At 32.7% G+C, this 19,412-nt stretch carries 25 protein-coding genes; 20 read left to right on the top strand and 5 right to left on the bottom strand.

Annotation, left to right across the window (positions count from 1 at the left end):
- Positions 1–98: 98 nt before the first annotated feature.
- From ACXAE4_RS19635 to ACXAE4_RS19580, 12 genes are all read left to right on the top strand, one after another.
- Complete coding sequence (locus ACXAE4_RS19635; RefSeq protein ID WP_099000012.1) at positions 99–563, top strand: hypothetical protein; 465 nt, start codon at positions 99–101, stop codon at positions 561–563.
- A 45-nt stretch (positions 564–608) separates the two neighbouring features.
- A complete protein-coding gene (locus ACXAE4_RS19630; RefSeq protein WP_028413904.1) occupies positions 609–971 on the top strand; it encodes a hypothetical protein in 363 nt (120 codons plus the stop codon).
- Positions 972–996: 25 nt separating this feature from the next.
- On the top strand, positions 997–1,191 hold the full coding sequence (locus ACXAE4_RS19625; protein WP_098113400.1) for a DUF6980 family protein: 195 nt from the start codon (positions 997–999) through the stop codon (positions 1,189–1,191).
- Between the two features lie 377 nt (positions 1,192–1,568).
- Positions 1,569–1,763 carry a hypothetical protein gene (locus ACXAE4_RS19620; RefSeq protein WP_141483546.1) on the top strand — a complete coding sequence of 65 codons (195 nt, stop codon included), beginning with the start codon at positions 1,569–1,571 and terminating at the stop codon, positions 1,761–1,763.
- A 56-nt stretch (positions 1,764–1,819) separates the two neighbouring features.
- Positions 1,820–2,344, top strand: a complete 525-nt coding sequence (locus ACXAE4_RS19615; protein WP_154989180.1) for a hypothetical protein — start codon at positions 1,820–1,822, stop codon at positions 2,342–2,344.
- Between the two features lie 82 nt (positions 2,345–2,426).
- The gene (locus ACXAE4_RS19610; protein ID WP_098113397.1) at positions 2,427–2,726 is read left to right on the top strand and encodes a hypothetical protein; all 300 of its coding nucleotides are present in this window, start codon (positions 2,427–2,429) and stop codon (positions 2,724–2,726) included.
- Between the two features lie 718 nt (positions 2,727–3,444).
- Complete coding sequence (locus ACXAE4_RS19605) at positions 3,445–3,660, top strand: DUF6366 family protein (RefSeq protein ID WP_099000008.1); 216 nt, start codon at positions 3,445–3,447, stop codon at positions 3,658–3,660.
- 392 nt (positions 3,661–4,052) lie between these two features.
- Positions 4,053–4,724: an HAD family hydrolase gene (locus ACXAE4_RS19600; RefSeq protein WP_028413897.1), complete on the top strand. Its 672-nt coding sequence runs from the start codon at positions 4,053–4,055 to the stop codon at positions 4,722–4,724.
- Positions 4,725–5,504: 780 nt separating this feature from the next.
- The gene (locus ACXAE4_RS19595; protein WP_289578850.1) at positions 5,505–8,018 is read left to right on the top strand and encodes a PEP/pyruvate-binding domain-containing protein; all 2,514 of its coding nucleotides are present in this window, start codon (positions 5,505–5,507) and stop codon (positions 8,016–8,018) included.
- 101 nt (positions 8,019–8,119) lie between these two features.
- Positions 8,120–8,695 carry a TetR/AcrR family transcriptional regulator gene (locus ACXAE4_RS19590; RefSeq protein ID WP_261765756.1) on the top strand — a complete coding sequence of 192 codons (576 nt, stop codon included), beginning with the start codon at positions 8,120–8,122 and terminating at the stop codon, positions 8,693–8,695.
- 16 nt (positions 8,696–8,711) lie between these two features.
- A complete protein-coding gene (locus ACXAE4_RS19585) occupies positions 8,712–10,058 on the top strand; it encodes an MFS transporter (RefSeq protein ID WP_154989175.1) in 1,347 nt (448 codons plus the stop codon).
- Positions 10,059–10,360: 302 nt separating this feature from the next.
- Entirely contained in the window at positions 10,361–10,645 is a 285-nt protein-coding gene (locus tag ACXAE4_RS19580) for a hypothetical protein (RefSeq protein WP_028413893.1), read from the top strand.
- Positions 10,646–10,670: 25 nt separating this feature from the next.
- Here the strand turns inward: ACXAE4_RS19580 and ACXAE4_RS19575 are convergent, their stop codons facing one another.
- Complete coding sequence (locus ACXAE4_RS19575; RefSeq protein ID WP_028413892.1) at positions 10,671–10,952, bottom strand: YesK family protein; 282 nt, start codon at positions 10,950–10,952, stop codon at positions 10,671–10,673.
- Positions 10,953–11,087: 135 nt separating this feature from the next.
- On the opposite strand from ACXAE4_RS19575, the gene ACXAE4_RS19570 reads away from it, so the two are divergent.
- Together ACXAE4_RS19570 and ACXAE4_RS19565 are read left to right on the top strand one after the other, a co-directional pair.
- The gene (locus ACXAE4_RS19570; protein ID WP_033578553.1) at positions 11,088–11,525 is read left to right on the top strand and encodes an NUDIX hydrolase; all 438 of its coding nucleotides are present in this window, start codon (positions 11,088–11,090) and stop codon (positions 11,523–11,525) included.
- Positions 11,526–11,619: 94 nt separating this feature from the next.
- Positions 11,620–12,003, top strand: coding sequence for a YkvA family protein (locus ACXAE4_RS19565; protein ID WP_028413889.1), 384 nt, complete (start codon positions 11,620–11,622; stop codon positions 12,001–12,003).
- A gap of 349 nt (positions 12,004–12,352) precedes the next feature.
- On the opposite strand, the gene ACXAE4_RS19560 is transcribed toward ACXAE4_RS19565, so the two are convergent.
- A complete protein-coding gene (locus ACXAE4_RS19560) occupies positions 12,353–12,850 on the bottom strand; it encodes a DUF2062 domain-containing protein (RefSeq protein WP_154989165.1) in 498 nt (165 codons plus the stop codon).
- 311 nt (positions 12,851–13,161) lie between these two features.
- On the opposite strand from ACXAE4_RS19560, the gene ACXAE4_RS19555 reads away from it, so the two are divergent.
- The gene (locus ACXAE4_RS19555; protein ID WP_033578555.1) at positions 13,162–14,073 is read left to right on the top strand and encodes a C40 family peptidase; all 912 of its coding nucleotides are present in this window, start codon (positions 13,162–13,164) and stop codon (positions 14,071–14,073) included.
- A 145-nt stretch (positions 14,074–14,218) separates the two neighbouring features.
- Positions 14,219–14,815, top strand: coding sequence for a YdcF family protein (locus ACXAE4_RS19550; protein ID WP_154989161.1), 597 nt, complete (start codon positions 14,219–14,221; stop codon positions 14,813–14,815).
- Positions 14,816–14,925: 110 nt separating this feature from the next.
- On the opposite strand, the gene ACXAE4_RS19545 is transcribed toward ACXAE4_RS19550, so the two are convergent.
- Together ACXAE4_RS19545 and ACXAE4_RS19540 are read right to left on the bottom strand one after the other, a co-directional pair.
- Positions 14,926–15,540 (bottom strand): DUF998 domain-containing protein, encoded by a 615-nt coding sequence (locus tag ACXAE4_RS19545; RefSeq protein WP_121944808.1) that lies wholly within the window; start codon positions 15,538–15,540, stop codon positions 14,926–14,928.
- 284 nt (positions 15,541–15,824) lie between these two features.
- Complete coding sequence (locus ACXAE4_RS19540) at positions 15,825–16,238, bottom strand: diguanylate cyclase (RefSeq protein ID WP_154989159.1); 414 nt, start codon at positions 16,236–16,238, stop codon at positions 15,825–15,827.
- Between the two features lie 98 nt (positions 16,239–16,336).
- Here ACXAE4_RS19540 and ACXAE4_RS19535 point away from each other — a divergent pair, with 98 nt between their 5' ends.
- The gene (locus ACXAE4_RS19535) at positions 16,337–16,840 is read left to right on the top strand and encodes a DinB family protein (RefSeq protein ID WP_028413883.1); all 504 of its coding nucleotides are present in this window, start codon (positions 16,337–16,339) and stop codon (positions 16,838–16,840) included.
- A gap of 97 nt (positions 16,841–16,937) precedes the next feature.
- Here ACXAE4_RS19535 and ACXAE4_RS19530 read toward each other — a convergent pair whose 3' ends face one another.
- Positions 16,938–17,474: a GNAT family N-acetyltransferase gene (locus ACXAE4_RS19530; RefSeq protein ID WP_028413882.1), complete on the bottom strand. Its 537-nt coding sequence runs from the start codon at positions 17,472–17,474 to the stop codon at positions 16,938–16,940.
- 264 nt (positions 17,475–17,738) lie between these two features.
- Between ACXAE4_RS19530 and ACXAE4_RS19525 the strand changes: the two genes are divergently transcribed.
- The 3 genes from ACXAE4_RS19525 (at position 17,739) to ACXAE4_RS19515 (ending at position 19,205) form a co-directional block, all read left to right on the top strand.
- On the top strand, positions 17,739–18,044 hold the full coding sequence (locus tag ACXAE4_RS19525; protein WP_154989155.1) for a hypothetical protein: 306 nt from the start codon (positions 17,739–17,741) through the stop codon (positions 18,042–18,044).
- Between the two features lie 212 nt (positions 18,045–18,256).
- Entirely contained in the window at positions 18,257–18,487 is a 231-nt protein-coding gene (locus ACXAE4_RS19520) for a DUF3923 family protein (protein WP_028413879.1), read from the top strand.
- 364 nt (positions 18,488–18,851) lie between these two features.
- Entirely contained in the window at positions 18,852–19,205 is a 354-nt protein-coding gene (locus tag ACXAE4_RS19515) for a hypothetical protein (protein WP_028413878.1), read from the top strand.
- Positions 19,206–19,412 lie beyond the last annotated feature (207 nt).

Below are 19,412 nucleotides of genomic sequence, written 5' to 3'. Positions count from 1 at the left end.
TTAGTTATGACGACTAAACGCAGTTCAGAGAAGGAAATGAGCTTTCTTTTGTGGAATTTAACATGCTTATATTCTTTTTTTAGATAGGTGGGAAAAGCTTGTTTGATAAATTGAAAAAGCTATTTATGGATAAACAGGATCAGGAAACAAATGACAAATACATTTTAGTCCCTGAGAGTGAAATAAATGAGACTTTAAAAAGAGAGATAGTGAAGTTGGAAGAAGTAGGAGAGGCATACAGCAAAAGTCTTCAGCACAAATATAGAAATAAATTTGAACATGATGGTAAGCAGAACTTAAAAATATGGGTGTGTCGAGATATTGATGGCGACCAACTGCCAAATCTAAGTTCGGAGCAGTGTTTAGAAAAAGAATATCGTTCCCAAGTGGCAATAAACTTTGATGGGTTTACAGATGAAGAAGATGCATCCGTTTATTACATCCAGTTGTGGTATTACTTTGGTGGGTATTTTAAAGGGTCAGGCACTTTGTACGATTTGTCAAAAAATTATTTAGAAGCTGATATTGAAGAGAAGATAGAAGAAATACTGAAACAGCTATAACCTTTTAGCATAGAGATTATGTGTTAGCACACAGGGGGAAGGAAGATGAGGGGGAGGCCAGAGTTAGAAATAGAAAGGGAAAAAGTTTATAAAACGAAAAAAAATCCTAACGGAACATTTATAGCGCGAATTATTCAAGTGCCTAAGGAAGAAAATATGTTAGATTTCATGTTGGAAATCAAACACTTAAGGAAAAAGGAACTTACTTATAAAAATCTATTAGTAACGACTGAAAACTGGTATGATTCTTTTCGTCTTGCTAGAGGAGATCTGAAATGGGTATCTTTGCATACAGTAGCTGTGTGGGACTGGTTGGGACATAAATTAGTTGAGGTAGCAGCCCCAACCGGTAAGGAAAATTATCGTATTTCAGATGACCACTGTTCAGCTTACCGAGAAAAGCAATAATGACGATATAGTAAGGAGAAAACGAATGAAAAAGCATTGCTGCGATTATATGAATTATCATGCGAACTTTACGTGTGATATTCACAGTGATCCGTTTGATTGTCCAGATAATCTTATCTTATTTGATAAAACAAATAAGGAATACGGTTTAATTATCCATGATGGTGGTTCATCCACTATTGGAATTTCATTTCGTCCATGGTGTGATAAGAAGCTTTAACTTAAGTATGAAGGGGAATCCTCTTCATTTCTGGAATGGGGGATGGGGCTTGATTTTTCGTTATCTAGCTATGTTATCAGGATTAGGAATAGCTCTATTAAACCTTTTTGATCCTATACATCAAGGGATTACGCGCTGGTTGATGGTTATCTGCGGTTTATTCATCTTTAGTAGCCATCTAAAATTCATCTTAGATAAGAAGTCAAAAAGAATAGATAATCAAAATAAGACCTACTAATAAGATTTTCTTTTGATTTAGTCCTGTTGATAAACGGTGTTATGTAAACGAAAAACTTATTGAATATGTAGGAGAGAAATAAAAAAGAAAAATATATGTTATAATAATCATAAATATCCAAAAAAAGGAACTGATTGTTGTGGTCAATCGTAAATTTAATTCTCTATTTATCATCTATCCTATCGTTTTCTTTGTAGTGCGTACTGTTTTTTCTTTTGTGAAAAATAGCGCTGCGGAATCTGTCTATGAGACGTTAGCTATACTTGCCATGTATTACTTTGCAGTTAGTGTTTTCTATTCGATTGACTTATATATGCAAAAGAAAAATAGTTAATAGATTAAAAATGCCAAGAGTCAGAGTAAAAACAAACGATATAAAGGAGTCTAACAGTGCGCATTAAGAATTATTTTTTGTTTATTTTTCCATTCGTTTTACTATTATTAGCAAGCTGTGATCCATCTTTTACGCCTAAAGAAAAATACTATTCAAGCACCAAAAGCACAAACCTTGAATTAGAAAACGTTAAGTCAGTATCAATAGGAAGTTCTAAATATGACGTAGCAATTGGTTTGAAGAAGAAACCAAAATTTATAGAGGTTACGGAGAAACCTCCGTATACTACCTACATTTACGGAGAAAGTACAGAAAAGTATGATGTTGAATTTAAAATTGTAGATAATAAAGTCAGTAGGTATGACTTTATTAGCAGCAAGTATGGTACGGAAAAGGGCATACATACTGGTGACAGCAAAAAAGATGTCATTAGGGCATATGGAGAAAATTATTACGAAAGAGAAGATACCGGAGCAACAATAATAGGGTATTTTGATAAAACTCATAAACTCAACATTGAGTTTTCTTTAGATGATAAGGACAAAGTTGGAGGAATTTTGTTTCAAAAAATAAATAATTAAGATGAGTAATAATCATTTATTTGCAAAATGAAATATATTGACTAGTAAATTTCAAATAATAGTAATAGAGGAGAATATACTGATGCTTGGGGAAACATTTACATTATTAAGGCCTATTTATTACCTGATCGCAGTTTTTTCAGTATGCAATTTGGTGTATATAATTTTCTTGAGAAATAAAGTCAAAGCAAGTAGTTATGTAATCGTCAATTCTTTTTTCTTTTTAATAATTGCAGCAGCCTTATTGTTTCAAGAAGGCATCATTGTAGATGAATTTAATCGTTCAGGTGATTCTGTAACCTTCTATTTAACGATATTATTGGGCTTTTTATTTATAGCTAGTTTCATTTTTCAAAGAAAGAAAATGAGAGATAAAAATTGAAGTAAATAAATATAATCATGTTTGCTGTAACTTTCAATATTTGCTCTTTTATGTAAATTGAGTGTTAGGGCGACCAATCTACAACAAATAAAGGGAAAGGATTTTTCTATTGAGCAACTTTATTAAAGTAGTACCGTCAACTTTTATACTTCTCTACATAGTATTCTTCTTTTTAAATATTTCGTATCGTTACGGTGTTTCTTATTTATATAGCTTTTTTCTTTTTTTGTTTTTGTCGTTAATATCTGTAGTTTTATGTTTAGTAATATGGTTTAAGAATAAGGAACGTCTTTTTCTATTTTTAACCGTCGTTTCAATCCTCCAACTTATGTTTACTGTTTTTATTTATCTTTTACCAGAAGCAGGAACCAAACCATTGATCTATGAAAAAGCAATTATAAAAGAAGAGGTTTTAAATAAATAAGCTTACACAAAAAAACTTCAAGAATGTGTATCTAGTATAAGGCTATTAAAGAGATCCCCTTAAATAAAGAGGATCTCTTTGATGTAGGTGTTTGTAATAGTAATTATATTAACTAGAGCTGTATACTTTTTCATTAAAAAGCGTTGTTTCATACTTATTAAAAAAAGAAATGTGTACAGTTAGTTGAGGAAAAGAGATCTGTCACTATAGGTTTCTTTCTTTATTTCTAAAAAAACCATTAATTTATATTTTAACCATAATATGTTATAATGTTTTAAAAATGGTGGTGTGACAATGAGCGAAGATAAAGAAACACCTGAAAGAAGAAGAGAGAGATTAAAACACGAAGAGGTAAAAAGAAATCCAGCTGGGAATATGAACGATGCATTTAATAGAAATGAAGCTGGAAACTTATCTGGTTTAGCAGGCAGCTTAGGATGGAAGGGTCTTGGTGTACTTATTACTGTAATGATTATAGGTTTTATCGTTGCGTCACTATTTTTAAAATAATATCAGGTTTATAAATTAAGAGTACTGGAGGCGCTTTTTTGAAAAACTATACAGTGTTTATTGGTAGTTTTATATTATTGCTATTTGCTTTTCAAATTGTTTCTGGTCTATTTCTTACACTTACATATGTACCTGAGACTTCACAGCACTTGAGTAGCTCAACGGTCAGTATTTTTTCTGTTAATTATCCATTTTTAAGTTCAATTATAGCGGCCACTTTTTCATTTATTATTTCAAACAAAGTATGTAAAGTTAAGAAGAGTGCCTATAAATAAGTAGGTGCTCTTTTTGTGGTGAGAATAGTGATTACTATTTTTAATAAATTGCATCTTCCTTTTTATGGTATTGTATATAGATACGTATTAAATACTGTTGAAAGAGGGAGATACTTAATGTTGCAATCACTAATCTTTGATATGGATGGAACGCTGTTTCAAACAGATAAAATTTTAGAATTATCACTTGATGATACCTTTAACCATTTGCGTACACTCAACCAGTGGAATACTAGTACTCCTGTTGATAAGTATCGTGAAATCATGGGTGTACCGTTACCCAAAGTATGGGAAGCTTTATTACCTACTCATTCAGGTGAAATAAGAAAGTATACGAATGACTATTTTTTGAAAAGCTTAGTTGAGAATATAAAAAAAGGCAAAGGCGCTTTATATCCTAATGTAAAAGAGGTCTTTAGCTATCTAAAAGAAAATAATTGCTCCATTTACATAGCAAGTAACGGTTTGAAGGAATATTTAGAAGCGATTGTAGACCATTACGATTTGGATAAGTGGGTAACAGAAACATTTAGTATTCAACAAATCCAAACGCTCGATAAAGGAGATTTAGTCAAAACGATTATAAAGAAATACGATGTAAAGCACGCAGCAGTAGTGGGAGACCGTCTATCGGATATCAATGCTGCAAGGGATAATGGTTTAATGGCAGTGGGGTGCAATTTTGATTTTGCTCAAGAAGCTGAGCTTGCACAGGCTGATGTGGTAATAGATGATTTAATGGAGTTAAAAAGGATTGTATCCAACATAAATAGTAGCTTATCAGTTTAATAGACTGATCCTCGTACATAACCATTATAGATGGGTAATGTCTCAATTTTATTAAGAAAATAAATTTTTTATATGCATGTAAAAGGATAGGTCTTTAAAGGGCTATCCTTTTCGTTTACCTTACAGTATTGGAATCCACTTGATTTTTTAAATCTTCACTGCAGTTTCTGCTCCGTCAATGAACTCACACATATATAGACCTAAATCTACTGAAGTTGAAACATAAGTAATGAGCGGTTCCCCTGTAATTTAAAATGTTTACATAATCTTTTCTTGTCATTAATAAATGGTTTACAATACTGAGCTATGCTTAGGTTAAGATTTCCAAAATAGTTTTATAAGAAGGGAGAGTTTGGATTATGACTTCACATATGATTCGTAAATCTGATAGCGCTCACTTATATATTAGAGGATACAAAATTAAGTTGACACTCAGCCAGTGGAAGCTTGTAAGCACTCAGAGATAATGGTTAACCCAACTGTAAAAGAGGAACACCTCCATCTTAATTTAGATGGGGTTTTTTGCATTTCTTTTAGTAACTTTTTAATTGGTTAACTATTTAGACTTTATAATAAAAAAGACTAATAAAAGTTAAAAAATGTAATAAAAAAGAGGAATATTATTTAAGTGAAATTAAAATAAAGCACAACTAAATATGCATTTTTTAAATGTTTTACCATTTTTTATTGACCATAAAAATTTAAAAGAATTAAAATAAATATAAAGTAAGTAATTACTTACATTTTTAAAATTAGTTTGTGGGAGGATGAATATTTTTAATGTATAGCTTAAGTTTTCAAAAGGTGGACGAGGCGAATGAACGAGTTGGAGCAAAAGCTTTAAACCTTATAAAAATGAAAAGAAAAAATTTACCGATTCCAGATGGGTTTGTTATTCAAACGAAAGCTTTAAAGCGATATATCGAATGGAACGGGATTGATCGTCAAACGGATAATATACACGAGAGAATTTTACACGGGGAAATTCCTATTGAAATTGAATCAGATCTCATAGAGGCATTTCGAAACCTAAAGTGCTCTTATACGTCGGTAGCTGTTCGTTCATCATCTAGTGCTGAAGATTTAGAAGGTGCATCTTTTGCTGGCCAGTATGAAACCTATCTTAATGTGAAAAGTACCGAGGATTTTTTGAGTAAAGTGAAAGCGTGCTGGGCCTCATTTTTTACTGAAAGAGTCGAACAATATACTCAAAATATGTATGCTAATTTTGATGAAGTTTCAATGGCAGTTGTTGTTCAAGGGTTAATTCAGTCCGAAGTATCGGGAGTGATATTCAGTCAAAATCCTGTCACTCATAATACAAAAGAAATGATGATTAATGCCAGCTATGGATTAGGAGAAGCCATTGTATCGGGCTTAGTAACACCTGATGTTTACCTAGTTAATAAACAAACTTTTAAAATAGAGAAAGAAAAAGGGCTAAAGGAAGTAAAGATAATTCCACTTGCTGAAGGCGTTGAAGAAATCGAAACAACGGAAGATGAGCAGCAAAGGTTTTGTTTAACAGACGAGAAAATCATTGAATTGGCCGAAATAACAAAAGAAGTAGAAGCTCTTTACCAACATCCCGTAGACATAGAGTTTGGGGTTCAAGACAATCAAGTATATCTATTACAGGCAAGAGCTATTACCACATTAACAGAGGCCAAAGAATTAACTCCTTTCCAAAAAGATATATCTTTAAGTTTCGACGATATGGAAGAGTTTTGGATTTTAAATGACACAAGTTTTTCTCATGCTGTTAGTCCTTTGTACGCTTCATTTATTATTCCGGCATTTTCTGAAGGAACAGCTGCTAGTTTTAAAAAATTAAAGTTTATGTTTAATAGACTTAATTTAAAACTTTATAAAGGTCATATCTATACAAAAATGGAGCCTTTTAAAGGAGATTCTAATAAAAGATTCCAAGAAAATAAAGAATTGATGGAAGGTATTTATCCAATCCTAACAAAACGAATGAATCAAATGATTACGGAACAATTCTTGCCTTACTATAACAAATTAAATAGTTTTACCTATGAAAGTCTAACCCTTCAGAGAGGAAAAGAGATTCTTCAAAGTTTAGCTGATTTTTATAAAGTGGCATATGATCTGCACTTTGATATTGTTATGCCTCAAATGTCTTTAAATACTATAGTTGAAGAGTACTATAAAAACCTTACAAATAAAAAATCCGGACACGATGTTTATGAGCTATTGACGGGGAAAATGAACAAATCGTTGGAAACGGATCAACAGCTTTCTAGACTTGCTTTAACAGTGAAAAGAGATAGTGAACTTGCTGAAATCTTTCAAGAAGAATGTACAGAAACTTTAGTGAAAAAGTTAGAGGAAAGTGAAGCAGGAAAAAGCTTTATGGATGAATTAAATACTTTTCTAAAACAGTATGGATATCGAAACGTTGTAAGTCACGATTTTGTAGGAGAAACTTGGCTAGAGAATCCTCTTCACGCATTATCAATTATTCAAGGGTATGTTAAAGACAATTACAACTTTGATGAGAATTTCAAACAGACGGTCAAGAAACGTGAACAGAACTATAATGAATTTCTGGAACAGATAGCGGATAGCAAACATAAAGAAGAGTTTGAAAAATATTATCAGTGGGCATTAGATGCATCCGTTATAAGAGATGATCATCATTTTTATATCGATGCAATGTTGGATGCAAAAGCTCGTTTATTCCTACTTAAGCTAGGTAATTTACTAGTACATCATCATGTTTTTCTAGTGAAAGAAGATATTTTCTTCTTATATCTTGATGAACTAGAGTCTCTTTTAGAAAATCCAGTAGACATGACCCAATTAATTGAGAAACGTAAAGAAGAACATGTAGAACATGAGCAAACGTCTAATTTACCTAGATACTTCGGAGTCCCTGAAGCAGCTCAGCTGAAAGAAGCTGAGAAATATATGGGAGCTATTGAGGAAGATGACGCGAACAGCGAACATTCTATTAAAGGATTAGCATCTTCTTCAGGCATCTATACCGGAAAAGTAAAAGTTATTTCAAACACAAAGGAATTTTACAAGTTAGAAAAAGGGGACGTTTTAGTATGTAAGACCACTACTCCACTTTGGACTACTTTATTTCAAACTGCGGGGGCTGTTATCACCGACGCTGGAGGTATTCTTTCTCATTCAGCAATAATTGCACGTGAATATGAAATTCCTGCAGTAGTTGGTACGAAAATAAGTACGGATAAGCTAAAAGATGGCGATATGGTTATGGTCGATGGTACGAATGGAATTGTGACGCTTTTAAATGAATAAATAATTCTCTTCGCTTCCATTTGACAACAGCTCTTTTTCCTTTATATACTGCCTAATGGAAAGTAAATACTTACATTCAGGAAGCATAAAGGATGATCAATATGAAAAAAGATGAAACAAAAAAGAAGATCACAAAAGCTACAATAGAGCTGCTTAAAGAAAAAGGCTATAAAGGTACTACCACTAGAGAAATTGCAGAACAAGCTGGCGTTAATGAATTGACGGTTTTTCGCCACTTTGGCAATAAAGAAGGCATTATTCAAGCTATTGTCAAAACAACAAGCTTTTCGCTTGAAATTTTTGATAAATCAATTGAATGGGAGCTTGAAAAAGATTTGACGAATTTCGGTTACCTGTTACTAAAAGACTTTGATAATAACCGAGACATGATTTCAATTGCTTTAAAAGACCCTTTAATTTTCTCACAAGCGCACGAAGAAATTATAAAAAAAATTAATGATACGAAAGAAATATTAAAAGAATACTTTGAAGAAATGCAAAAGAAAGGATATATCAAAGCATTAGATTGCTGCACACAAGCAGAGATTTTCCTAAGTACGTATTGGGGATATTTTATGTATAAACTAAATTTCGGAGACAAAGCCTTACATGCAGATTATCAAGATATGATAAAAAACAGTATAAACACGTTTATAAAAGGAATTTCTCTCCACTAAAAGGAGGCAATAATGTTTGGGTAAACATAAAGAGCTTATCTTGATTATTTCATTACTAATTGGGACATTTCTTGTACCAATTAATTCAACCATGATTGCTGTTGCTCTATCAACCATATCAGCTCATTTTAATGAACCACTTGCAAATATTTCGTGGGTAGTGACTATTTATTTAATTGTAATGGCTGTTACTCAGCCTATCGCTGGAAAGCTAGGAGATCTATATGGAAACAGAAATATCTATTTATGGGGCGTGGTGTTCTTTCTAATAGCATCTTTAGGCTGTATATTTTCAACTAATCTCATTTCCCTTATTATCTTTCGATCACTGCAGGCAGTAGGAGGAGCTTTACTTACTCCAAACACTATAGCAATCATTAGATATGTGGTACCAAAAGAACGTCTTCCTAAAGTTTTGGGTATATTTGGAATGGGGATGGGTTTGGGTGCTGCAATCGGACCATTATTAGGATCTATACTGCTTGAAAACTTCAACTTGGAAGCTATATTCTGGGTGAACGTTCCTTTTCTTTTCTTAGCTTTGATCAGCGGAATAGTTATGATTCCTAAATTTAATGTTAAAAAGCAAACAAGCACTTTAGATATTCAAGGGTCCATTTATTTAGCAATTAGCATTTCTTTATTGATCTTGTTGACACACGGTATGGAATTTACTAAGGCTTTAATAATGGGAATAATATTTATTCTATCTACAATCTTGTTTATCAAAAGAGAAAATACGGCAGAAAACCCGATTATCGATTTTTCTTTATTCAAAAATTCCACCTTTACAAGCGCTAATTTATCTATCATGCTTAGCAATTTTGTTATGTATGTAATTTTATTAATTATGCCGCTGTTAATGAAGGCACAATTTCACTTATCTACAGCGCAAACTGGTATTGTTTTATCGGTTTTTTCGATTTCAATGTCTTTAAGCGGCTGGATAGGAGGATTATTAAACAATAAGTTTAGTTCTAAAAAAGTGATTGGATTTTCTTTTGCTATGATCATTTTCTCCAATATTCTTTTTCTATCCTTAGAGAACGTTGGATCTATTCTTTTTCTTATAGCGGCTTTAATTATTGGAGGTTTTTCTACGGGAGTAGGTTTAACAAGCATGCAGGTTTCCTCGCTTGATTCCGTAAGTAAAGAGCAATCTGGTACAGCCTCTGGCATATACTCGACGTTTCGCTATTTCGGGAGTATTATTTCGTCCACGCTTATCGCTCTTGTTACAAGCTATAACTACATCTTTATTATTTTAGGGATATCAGGGGTAGTAGGTTTACTAGTAGCTAGGAGCATTAAATCTGGCAGCCAAGACATGATAAGCAGCAATAATTCTAGTGCAAAAGCATAGTCGTTTTTTTATAAATTTTATAAAGCTGTTGGTTATATATACGATTTACTAATTAATCTATAAAGATAAGTAATGCTTCTGAAATAGGAGCATTACTTATTTTTTGACTAAATTTCTGTGAATTGCTTTTTTTAATGGTAATATTTAGCTAAAGGGATATACAGATAAAAAGTTCAATCACGATGGGAGAAGGGTTAATCTTACTTGTCATTACAAGTATATTTATAGTAGCACTAGAGCTAAAAAAGCGGGGGCTAGGTTGAAAGATAGAACCTTTTCCTTATGAGAAAGCCGGGGATGAAATGGCAATAGGAATCGCATTAACTGTTTTAGTATTAGGTCTTATGTTTGCGAGTGGACTAAGCCAAGGAAAGTCAGCTAAAAGAAAATATATAGTGTGGGGAACGACTATTATATTAATAATAACTCCATTCTTTTCATGGATTGTTTCTATTCTGTTTGGTATTAATCAAGGAAATGGTTTTGCTGCCGTGGGATTAATGATGTTATTATTACCGCTTTTCTTTTTAATCGGAGTCGTTACTCTTCTGATAGGTATTTTTAAGAAGGACAAACAATATGAATAAATCTATTTAGAAAGCAAAGAAAGCTCTAAGATTTATTCATAGGGCTTTCTTTACTTCTTATTAGCTCACTTAACGATATGATGATTATAGATATAATGGATCCTATAAAAATAGCAAAATTAACTACTCCAATTCCCATACCAGTTAATCCTCCATAAAAGTAGCTTATGATAACAACACTTAGACTAATCATTCCTACAATTAAAGGTATTATATATTTTAAAGAGGATGTGGTTCTACCCAATTTATATGAAAATAAAAGTGAGCAAGCAACTGTAGTTATAACAATCAAGTACATTATAGCCATTTTTAACCTCCTTGAGCTGTATGACATAAATATTACCATAAATTTACACGCTGATAAATGTTTTTTTTGAATTAAAGAAGTTCGTTAAAAAAAAGAGATATTTTCAATTAGTCCCCATTAAAGGAGGAAGGGAATATGAAGGAAACCCCCACTATAACAAAAGTTATGGCTTACATAACTAGATTCAATGAGCCCTATACAGAGTTACTAGTTTGCGAACATAGAGATTATCCAGAAGCAGGAGTTCAAGTTCCAGCCGGTACTGTAGAAGAAGGAGAAACAATTGAAGAAGCTTTATATAGGGAGGTCAAAGAAGAATCTGGATTAATGGAGTTTTTATCCGTCACAAAATTGAAAACATATGTTTATCATCATGAAGGTAAAAATCAATATCATGAACGACATGTTTTTCATTTAGAAGTTCAAAAAGAAACGGCAGAACGGTGGGAATATAAGGTGAATTCTGAAGGGGAAGATGCAGGATTAATCTTTTTCTATTATTGGGTTCCTGTTGGAGCTGTTCCTAAACTAGCTGCAAATCAAGATGACTGCATTAATCAGTTATTCGTATAGTTTTGAATTTACTCATAAAAGAAACATGCATTTAAACAAAAAATAAAACTGATTTTCATATTATATTAAACCGTCCATAAGGAGAATAGGAAACATGCTTAACCAATTAAAGTTGTGGGCTAAAAAGTTAAAAAAGCAGCTATTTATCTTATACTTAGCTTATAAAGATAACCGAGTATCTTGGTATACCAAAGTATTTACTGCTTGTGTGGTTGCATATGCCTTCAGTCCAATCGATTTAATTCCTGATTTTATACCGGTTTTAGGCTATATTGACGATATAATCATTGTTCCTTTAGGAATTATGCTTGCTTTAAAGATGATACCTAAAAACGTAATAGAGGACTGCACAATAAAAGCAGAAGAGCTCATTCAAAATGAAAAACCTAAAAATTGGGTTGTGGGTTCAATTATTATCATAGTATGGCTACTTATTTTTACGTGGAGCTGTTTTACTGTTTTTAAGTTTTTAAACTGAATGTACTCTTACAAAGAAAAAAATATATTAGGTTTACTATCGATCGTTATGATAAAAAATGGTAAATGATATATACAATTGAAAGGAGTACATTAGAACACATGCAGCAAATTGATATTCAAGAAAAAAATAGACAGAACTCTCTTTCAATGTATTTTCTCCATATTTATCTTAAAACAGAAACAAAGATTGTACCTTAGCCCATAATTGATAACCATAGGTATCAATTATGGGCTAATTTACCTCTATGCCTTTTGAAGAAATGTTCGTTAATGGTTATATTTTTATATAAATTAGATTGATTTACAATTAGAAATAAAGGTTGAAATCAAGCTAATAATCCATTTGTTTAGTACGGTTTTTTTACTATCCACTTTTTAGAGATGTAGTGTAAGAGAAAGCCTCTGTACTGATTTATAATATAGTAGCTAGCAATATAGAGTATACTTCCAAATAAGAAGCTGTTAAGAATCATGCCTGTTAAAAAATTCTTTCCTACTTTTGCTCCTAGTTCTAGTCGATTATCTAAATCTTCATCTGTATTCTGAAGTAAAGTTTGATCAAGATCGATTGGGAATATATATCCTCCAACTACTGTATTCAAGTAAAACATCAACGGAAAGGCCCACATAAAAAACATTCCACCAATGAGTCCTGCTATGCTGTTTCCTTTACATAATTTAGCTAAACCTACGGATAGTATAAGGCCAAATCCAAAGGTAGGAACAAAGTTCACAACAGAACCTAGACTAAAACCTAGCGCAACTTTATGTGAATGATCTTTTAATCGTAATAGTTTAATAAGTAAGTATTTAAACCGGCGCTTCAAACCCACTATTTTGCTCACATTATTCCCCCTATCCTTTACCATGCAGCCTCTATTTTTCTTTTTTATGTTCACAATTATAAAAAGGTGCTTTATTGTATGAAAGATTTAGCGGTATATACGTAAAACAGTAAGGTCAAAGAATAGTAACTTTAACCATTATAAGTATATTTATACTTTATATGACAAAACAAATAATTACCTCCTAATAAATCAAGTGATTTTTAGAATTGTCACGAAAAATTCACAAATAGGTTGTTTCTTTTCTATTTCTCCCTGCTAAAATTTTATAGTCAAGAACAAGAAAAATATAACATCGGGGGATATACTTAGTGAAAAAGATAATTTCTTCATTAGCTTTATGCTCATCATTGATTGTTTTACCAACAATAAGCCATGCAGCTTTAGGGGACAAGCTATTAAAAGAAGGTATGACAGATCCAGACGTAAAAGAATTACAGGATGTTTTAAGACAGAAGGGCATATTTTCAGCTACTTCGACTGGCTATTTTGGTTCAATTACAAAAGATTCAGTTCTAAGCTTTCAGCGTTCTCATAGTTTAACCGCTGATGGAATGGTGGGACCTAATACATATCAAGCGTTAATAGCTAATTCAACAAGTGCGGTTACAAGCAGTACACTTCTGAAATATGGAATGACTAGTAATGAAGTTGAAAAAGTACAGCAGCTGTTAAAGGAAAAAGGTTACTTTAACGCCACACCAACAGGCTATTTTGGCACAATTACTCAAACTGCCGTTATGAATTTCCAACGGGATCATGGCTTAGCTGTGGATGGAATAGTAGGTCCAGCTACTTTAAATGCCTTAAATAACGCATCTACTAGCGCCACTGGTTCTTCAACTGTTAATAGTTCAACGCAAGCGACAGCTAGTGATATTGTGGCTTATTCTAAAAAATTCATAGGGGTGCCATATGTTTGGGGCGGAACTTCTCCAAATGGTTTCGATTGCAGTGGTTTCATTTATTATGTATTTAAAAATGGAGGTGGAGTAACTGTACCGCGAACAGTAGCCACCTTATATCAGTCAGGAAAAAGTACATCTACTCCGAATATTGGAGATATCGTATTCTTCGATACTACTGGAGGTCCTTCACACGCTGGAATTTATATTGGAAACGGGCAGTTTATTCATGCTGGAAGTTCAACTGGTGTAACTATTGCATCGTTAAGCAATTCTTACTGGGCACCTCGTTATTTAGGAAGTAAGTCTATTCTCTAATAAACTAAAAAGTACTAGTTAGCAAGAACGAAAAGGCTTAGAACAAGGGGTAAGAATTAAAATTTTTTGAAGATTACCTTTTTATTTTTATGAATATTGAGCTTTATGATACGATATGAAGTGAACTTTTTAAATGAGGGTCTATATGCAAAAAATTAAAGGTAAAAGAGTAAAGATCAGTATATTCATGCTGGGATTAGGGATGATTTTTCTCCTGTTTGCCGGGAAAGAGCTTGTAGTGAACGAAAAGCCTGTAAAATCTGACGTGATTATTGTGTTAAGTGGTGATAATGATCGACTGGAGAAAGGAATTGAATTATATAAAAAAGGCTATGCGTCTCATCTGATCCTTTCGAATGGTCAAGAGAATAATTTTTATCATCAAGCCAAAGACTCTGGAATACCTGAGGATTCAATTATATTAGAAAATCACGCTACAAGTACTACGGAAAATGCTAAATTTACAAAAAAGCTAATGATGAACTATCACTTTCAATCCGCTATCGTTGTTTCTTCAAACTATCATATGAAAAGGGTAGAAAAAAACTTTAATAAAGAATTTGAGGATACCCAAATACAATTAACCTATTGTTCTAGTGGAAGTCGTTATTATAATCCACAGAGATGGTGGGAAACTGCTTTAAATAGAAAAGTTACTTACACAGAATACGTCAAACTTATTGGCAATTATTTTGGTTTTAGCGGAAAGAAATCTAAAGAATTATTAAGAGAATTTATTTAACAAAATAGCAAAAAGTCCATAGGGAATGCCTCTGTGGACTTTTTGCTATTTGAAATTCCGGCTAGTTTAACATAGTCTTGTAAGCTCATATGAAACGGAATGATAATGGATTATTTGTTTAACATAAAGGAAAGCACGGTGCCCCATATAAAGATTACTAAATAGAATAACCTTTGCAGCAGACCGGTAGGCATAGGAACAAAAAATACAAGCATAATGAGTAGGAGAATGATTAGTAGGGAAATTAAGCAGCCATAAGTCCAATACTTGCCGCTGCTTAAAGATGATGCATACATCCAAAGACCAGCTAAAACAGTAACCATGCCAAGCTGAGCAAGTATTGAATGCCAAAATAAATTAATATCAGCCGGTATAAAGCCTGAAACAATATTACCTAAAGCTAATATAAGAATAAAAGCTGTTGCTAGTTGGCTTTTTCTCGTTTTCTTTAGGTTTTGTGAAATGTACAAAACACCAATTGAAAGTGTCAATCCGTTTATAATAAACAATACGTTCATCCAGAAATGGTGAGGAGAGCAAATTTCATGAGGTGCAATTGAATAGGTGTAGTTTCCACAAGAAGTTACACCAAGATCACTCATTGCGTGATGTAAAAAACTGTAGGGAGCAGTTGAAGTCAAAATAAAGAAAGGTTCAACTAAAAAATACAAGCAAGTAGCAAACCAGCTTAAAATGCCAACCTTTTTTGATATATACAGAATCATCACCTCTTAAAAAGCGTTATATACGAATTATATATCCAAATAATGTTAAAAAGAATGCCCTTGAAGCCTATTTTTATGTAGGGCTTGGGGTTGATGTGAGGAAGGAGGACAAAGTGTTTAACTTGGAGGTGTTTAGGAAAGGACCTCTTTACTAATGCTTTGTAGCGCTAGAGAGGTCCAAAAGCAGCTTGATTAGAAATGAATAACGCTGATTATACGGCCTAACTTACATGGAGTTTAATGTATCCAAAACGCGGTGGCATTCAAGATGTTTTCTCTAGAATTTAATAATCTGCTGTTTTTTGAATATCTACATCATATCCATGTGCAAATGTTTCTAATTCCTTAAAAACATTTGGTGGATTAAATAATGCTATTCTCATATTCCACCCGTTTTCTACTTTTACTACTGCTAATTTTGATTTCCAACTTAACCGTTTAAATACAATTCTTTTAATGTCCCTGGGTTTAACGGTTTTTGCATATACTTTAAACCATAATATATATATTCTATAGGTTAAAGTATCTCTGTCTATCTGAAATTCATATCGGAGAAAAAGGGAAAGAAACAAGCAAAGGATAGCCAAAAGGTTTAAAAAGGCAAGTTCTTTATGTTGAACTGCTTGAATGAGTAATAAAGTATTTAAAAGTAATAAAGGATAAACAACAGTTTTTTGAGCGGTAGCTTTAAATAACATAAAGTCTCCTTCCTTTAGTAAATAAGCCAACTTATTTTTCTTCTATGATATTATTTAGTTATTGATTTAGATTAGATTTATATTGGGAGGTCTTTTATATGTATAATACCATTTCAGATTTTATCAAAGAATGGAACAACGAAGCCATGCTGACTCAAAAAGTTTTAGATAGCTTGACAGATGATTCGTTGAAACAACAAGTGTATCCTGAAGGGCGTACGTTAGGGAGAATTGCTTGGCATTTTACAACAAATATTCCAGATTACCTAACTGAATTCGGATTAAGCATAGACAGAATTGAAAGTACAGCAAGCGTTCCATCTTCAGCACAGGAAATCGCTATAACCTTTAAAAATGTAAGTTCTCATGCTGCTAAAATTATCGAACAGCAATGGACAGACGAATCTTTAGAACACACGCAAGAAGCGTTCGGAAGAACCCAATCAAATGCCACAATCTTAATGGGACTAATCAAGCATATTGTTCATCACCGAGGTCAAATTACCATTCTTATGCGTCAAGCAGGCCTAAAACCTGCTGGAGTTTATGGGCCTCCAAAAGAAGATTGGGTTCATTTAGGTGTGGAAAATCCACCGCTTTAATAATATCAGGTAAATAAAAAAGAGGCTGCCCATAGAAAATACTATAAAATTATTTTCCAGGCAGCCTTTACGTAAAACCTAATTAATCATTTAGTGCTTACTCTGAAAAAGATTTTGAGTAATGTACAACACCTTGCACATTTTTTAGAGATCCTTCTGTTAACTCTATGGCCATAAAAAATTCTTCAGGCACGTCAAATGGAGCATATATATTCCATGAGCTAGCTGGTTTAAATCCAAACTTAGGATAGTAATCTTTGTGCCCTAAAACAATTACTGAATGATAACCAAGCTCTTTTGCGCGTTTTAACGCAGCGTGTATTAGTTGGCTCCCAGCTCCTTGTTTTTGATACTGAGGTGCAACTGAAACTGGAGCAAGTGCTAAAGAAACGGTAGCGTTATCACCATCTATAATTGTTATTTTAGATAGAAGAATATGGCCTATAATATCTGCTGCATTCGGATTTAATGCGACTAGTGAAAGTTCAGGAATAAATTCATCTGACTTCCTAATTCGTTTCACAAGTAAATGTTCTTTCTTATCGCTGTATTCTTCATTTAAAAAAGCGCTTTTCACAACTTTTTCAGTTTCATTATATTCTTCAGTGAGTTCTTGTTTAATTAAGATATCCATTTAGAGTCTCCTATCAACTTGCTAAATTACCGCTTTTTATACTCCATAAATGGGGCTTCCTTTATGCACACATTCATTAAGGAAGCTTACTCACCCAGCTCTAAGCATAAGTTTAACAAACAAAAACCTCCAAAATTAGTATGTATATATTTTACAGTGTTGTATTTTGTGAGTCCACCTTTAATACATAATATTTGTTTATTGATTATGGTAAAATACACTATATATGTTAAATTGAAGTATGTAAAGAAGGTGTAATGTCTGGTGTTGAAATTATTATTTATAAGTCTAGTAAGCTGTTTAATCATTTATAGTGGGAAACGTGTATGGAAAAAAGGTAGTACTAATTTTATTGCTGGATATGGAAAGATATTTACACCTAAGGATGAAAAGCAGCTCGCTAAAGGAATTGGACTTATTATTATGTTGTTTGGCTTTGAAACTATAATATTTCCCATTCTTTCTTTATTTTTTGAAGGGCTTGGCTTTTATTATGGATTGCTGATTGTGTTGAACTTCTTCGCTTTATTTGGACTTATGATAAAGGATCAGGTGCAAAGAGAAGCCTAAAGGGGGAGAAAACAATTAATAAAAATATTCGGCTTATGATTGGTTTAATCAGCACTATTATCCTGTGTTTCTATGGAGTAAGAGGTTTATTCATACATGAAACAATACCGTTTTCTTCTTATCTCTTTGCGGTAGGTGGAGCTATTTCTACCATTGCTCTTATCTGGGAATTAATAAAGAAAGATGCAGCTTAAATTGAAAGGAGTGATGATGTGAAAAGACGATGGATTTCCTGGTGGATAGCTAATATAATTTGGATCATACTTTTCGTCGTAGGAACAGCTGTTGTCTGGACAAGAGAAGTGGATGGAGCGGGTGTTACCCAAACACTAGAGCTGAAATTGTTGGCATTTATTGTTTTATTGATTGCATTTATTTTCCCTTTGATTATTCAAGTTATATGGCTAATTTTCAATTTTAAAGCTAACAAGCGTGTACTGTAGAAAATAGAAATGATGTTATGAAATAGAGGGAGTGATATGTATGTACAGCAAAAAGTGCTCTAAATGTAATTCAACTTTAACCAAAGCTCGTATTCAATCATCACCTGGAAGTTTAGGTGTAAATAAAACGCCAAGCAGCGTATTAACTAATAATCATAATTATAGTGAGTTAATACCTTATGTTTGTTCCAGCTGCGGTTATGTAGATTTTTATGTTGAGGATCATGAGAAATTTGTTTAATAGACCTTTTAAGATTTTTTATTTTCGAATACATTGTGATAAGTCACTGAACTTGGTATATCCTCTAATGTCAATTTTAATTAAAGGGTAAGGAAAATAAATGATCTCTGGAGGCCACTTATTATGAAGAGAACACTTAGTTTTCTGTCAGTAGTTTATTTAATCGTTCTAACTGCATGTAATCAAGAAAGTTTAGGGACGAATACAGAGAGTTCTTCTGCTATCATTGTTGTAGTTGAAAACAAGGAATATAACGGAACAGAAGATAAATTAGATCAAACACAAGAAATAGGAGACCAAATAGGGACAATAGAAAAGGAAACCAAAGCAACTAAAATGCCCGCGGGTAATAATCAATCAAACTATTTTACAGTTGGTTCAGAAATCTATTCAGTAAAAGGAACAGAGAATTATATTATAGTTAAAGACAAAGATCATAAAAGTCAATTAATGAAAAAGGTAGTTCAAAAAAGGTGAGTATTATCTAATATTGTCAAACAAGATTTTAAGTCTCTTAACGAATATAAATATTATCTTGATACATTCCGCTTTTCCACCAGGAGTATTTGTCTTCCCCTTCAATCAACTGCTAGAAAGACCTAAACAAATGAAGTCTGCGTTTAGCTTAATAAAAAAACAAACTACTAATCGCTTGATCAATAGCTCGTTTTTTACTTCATCTAA

The sequence above is a fragment of the Priestia sp. ABM2_011 genome, assembly GCF_056158845.1.
This window is presented reverse-complemented; position numbering and strand designations above follow the sequence as displayed.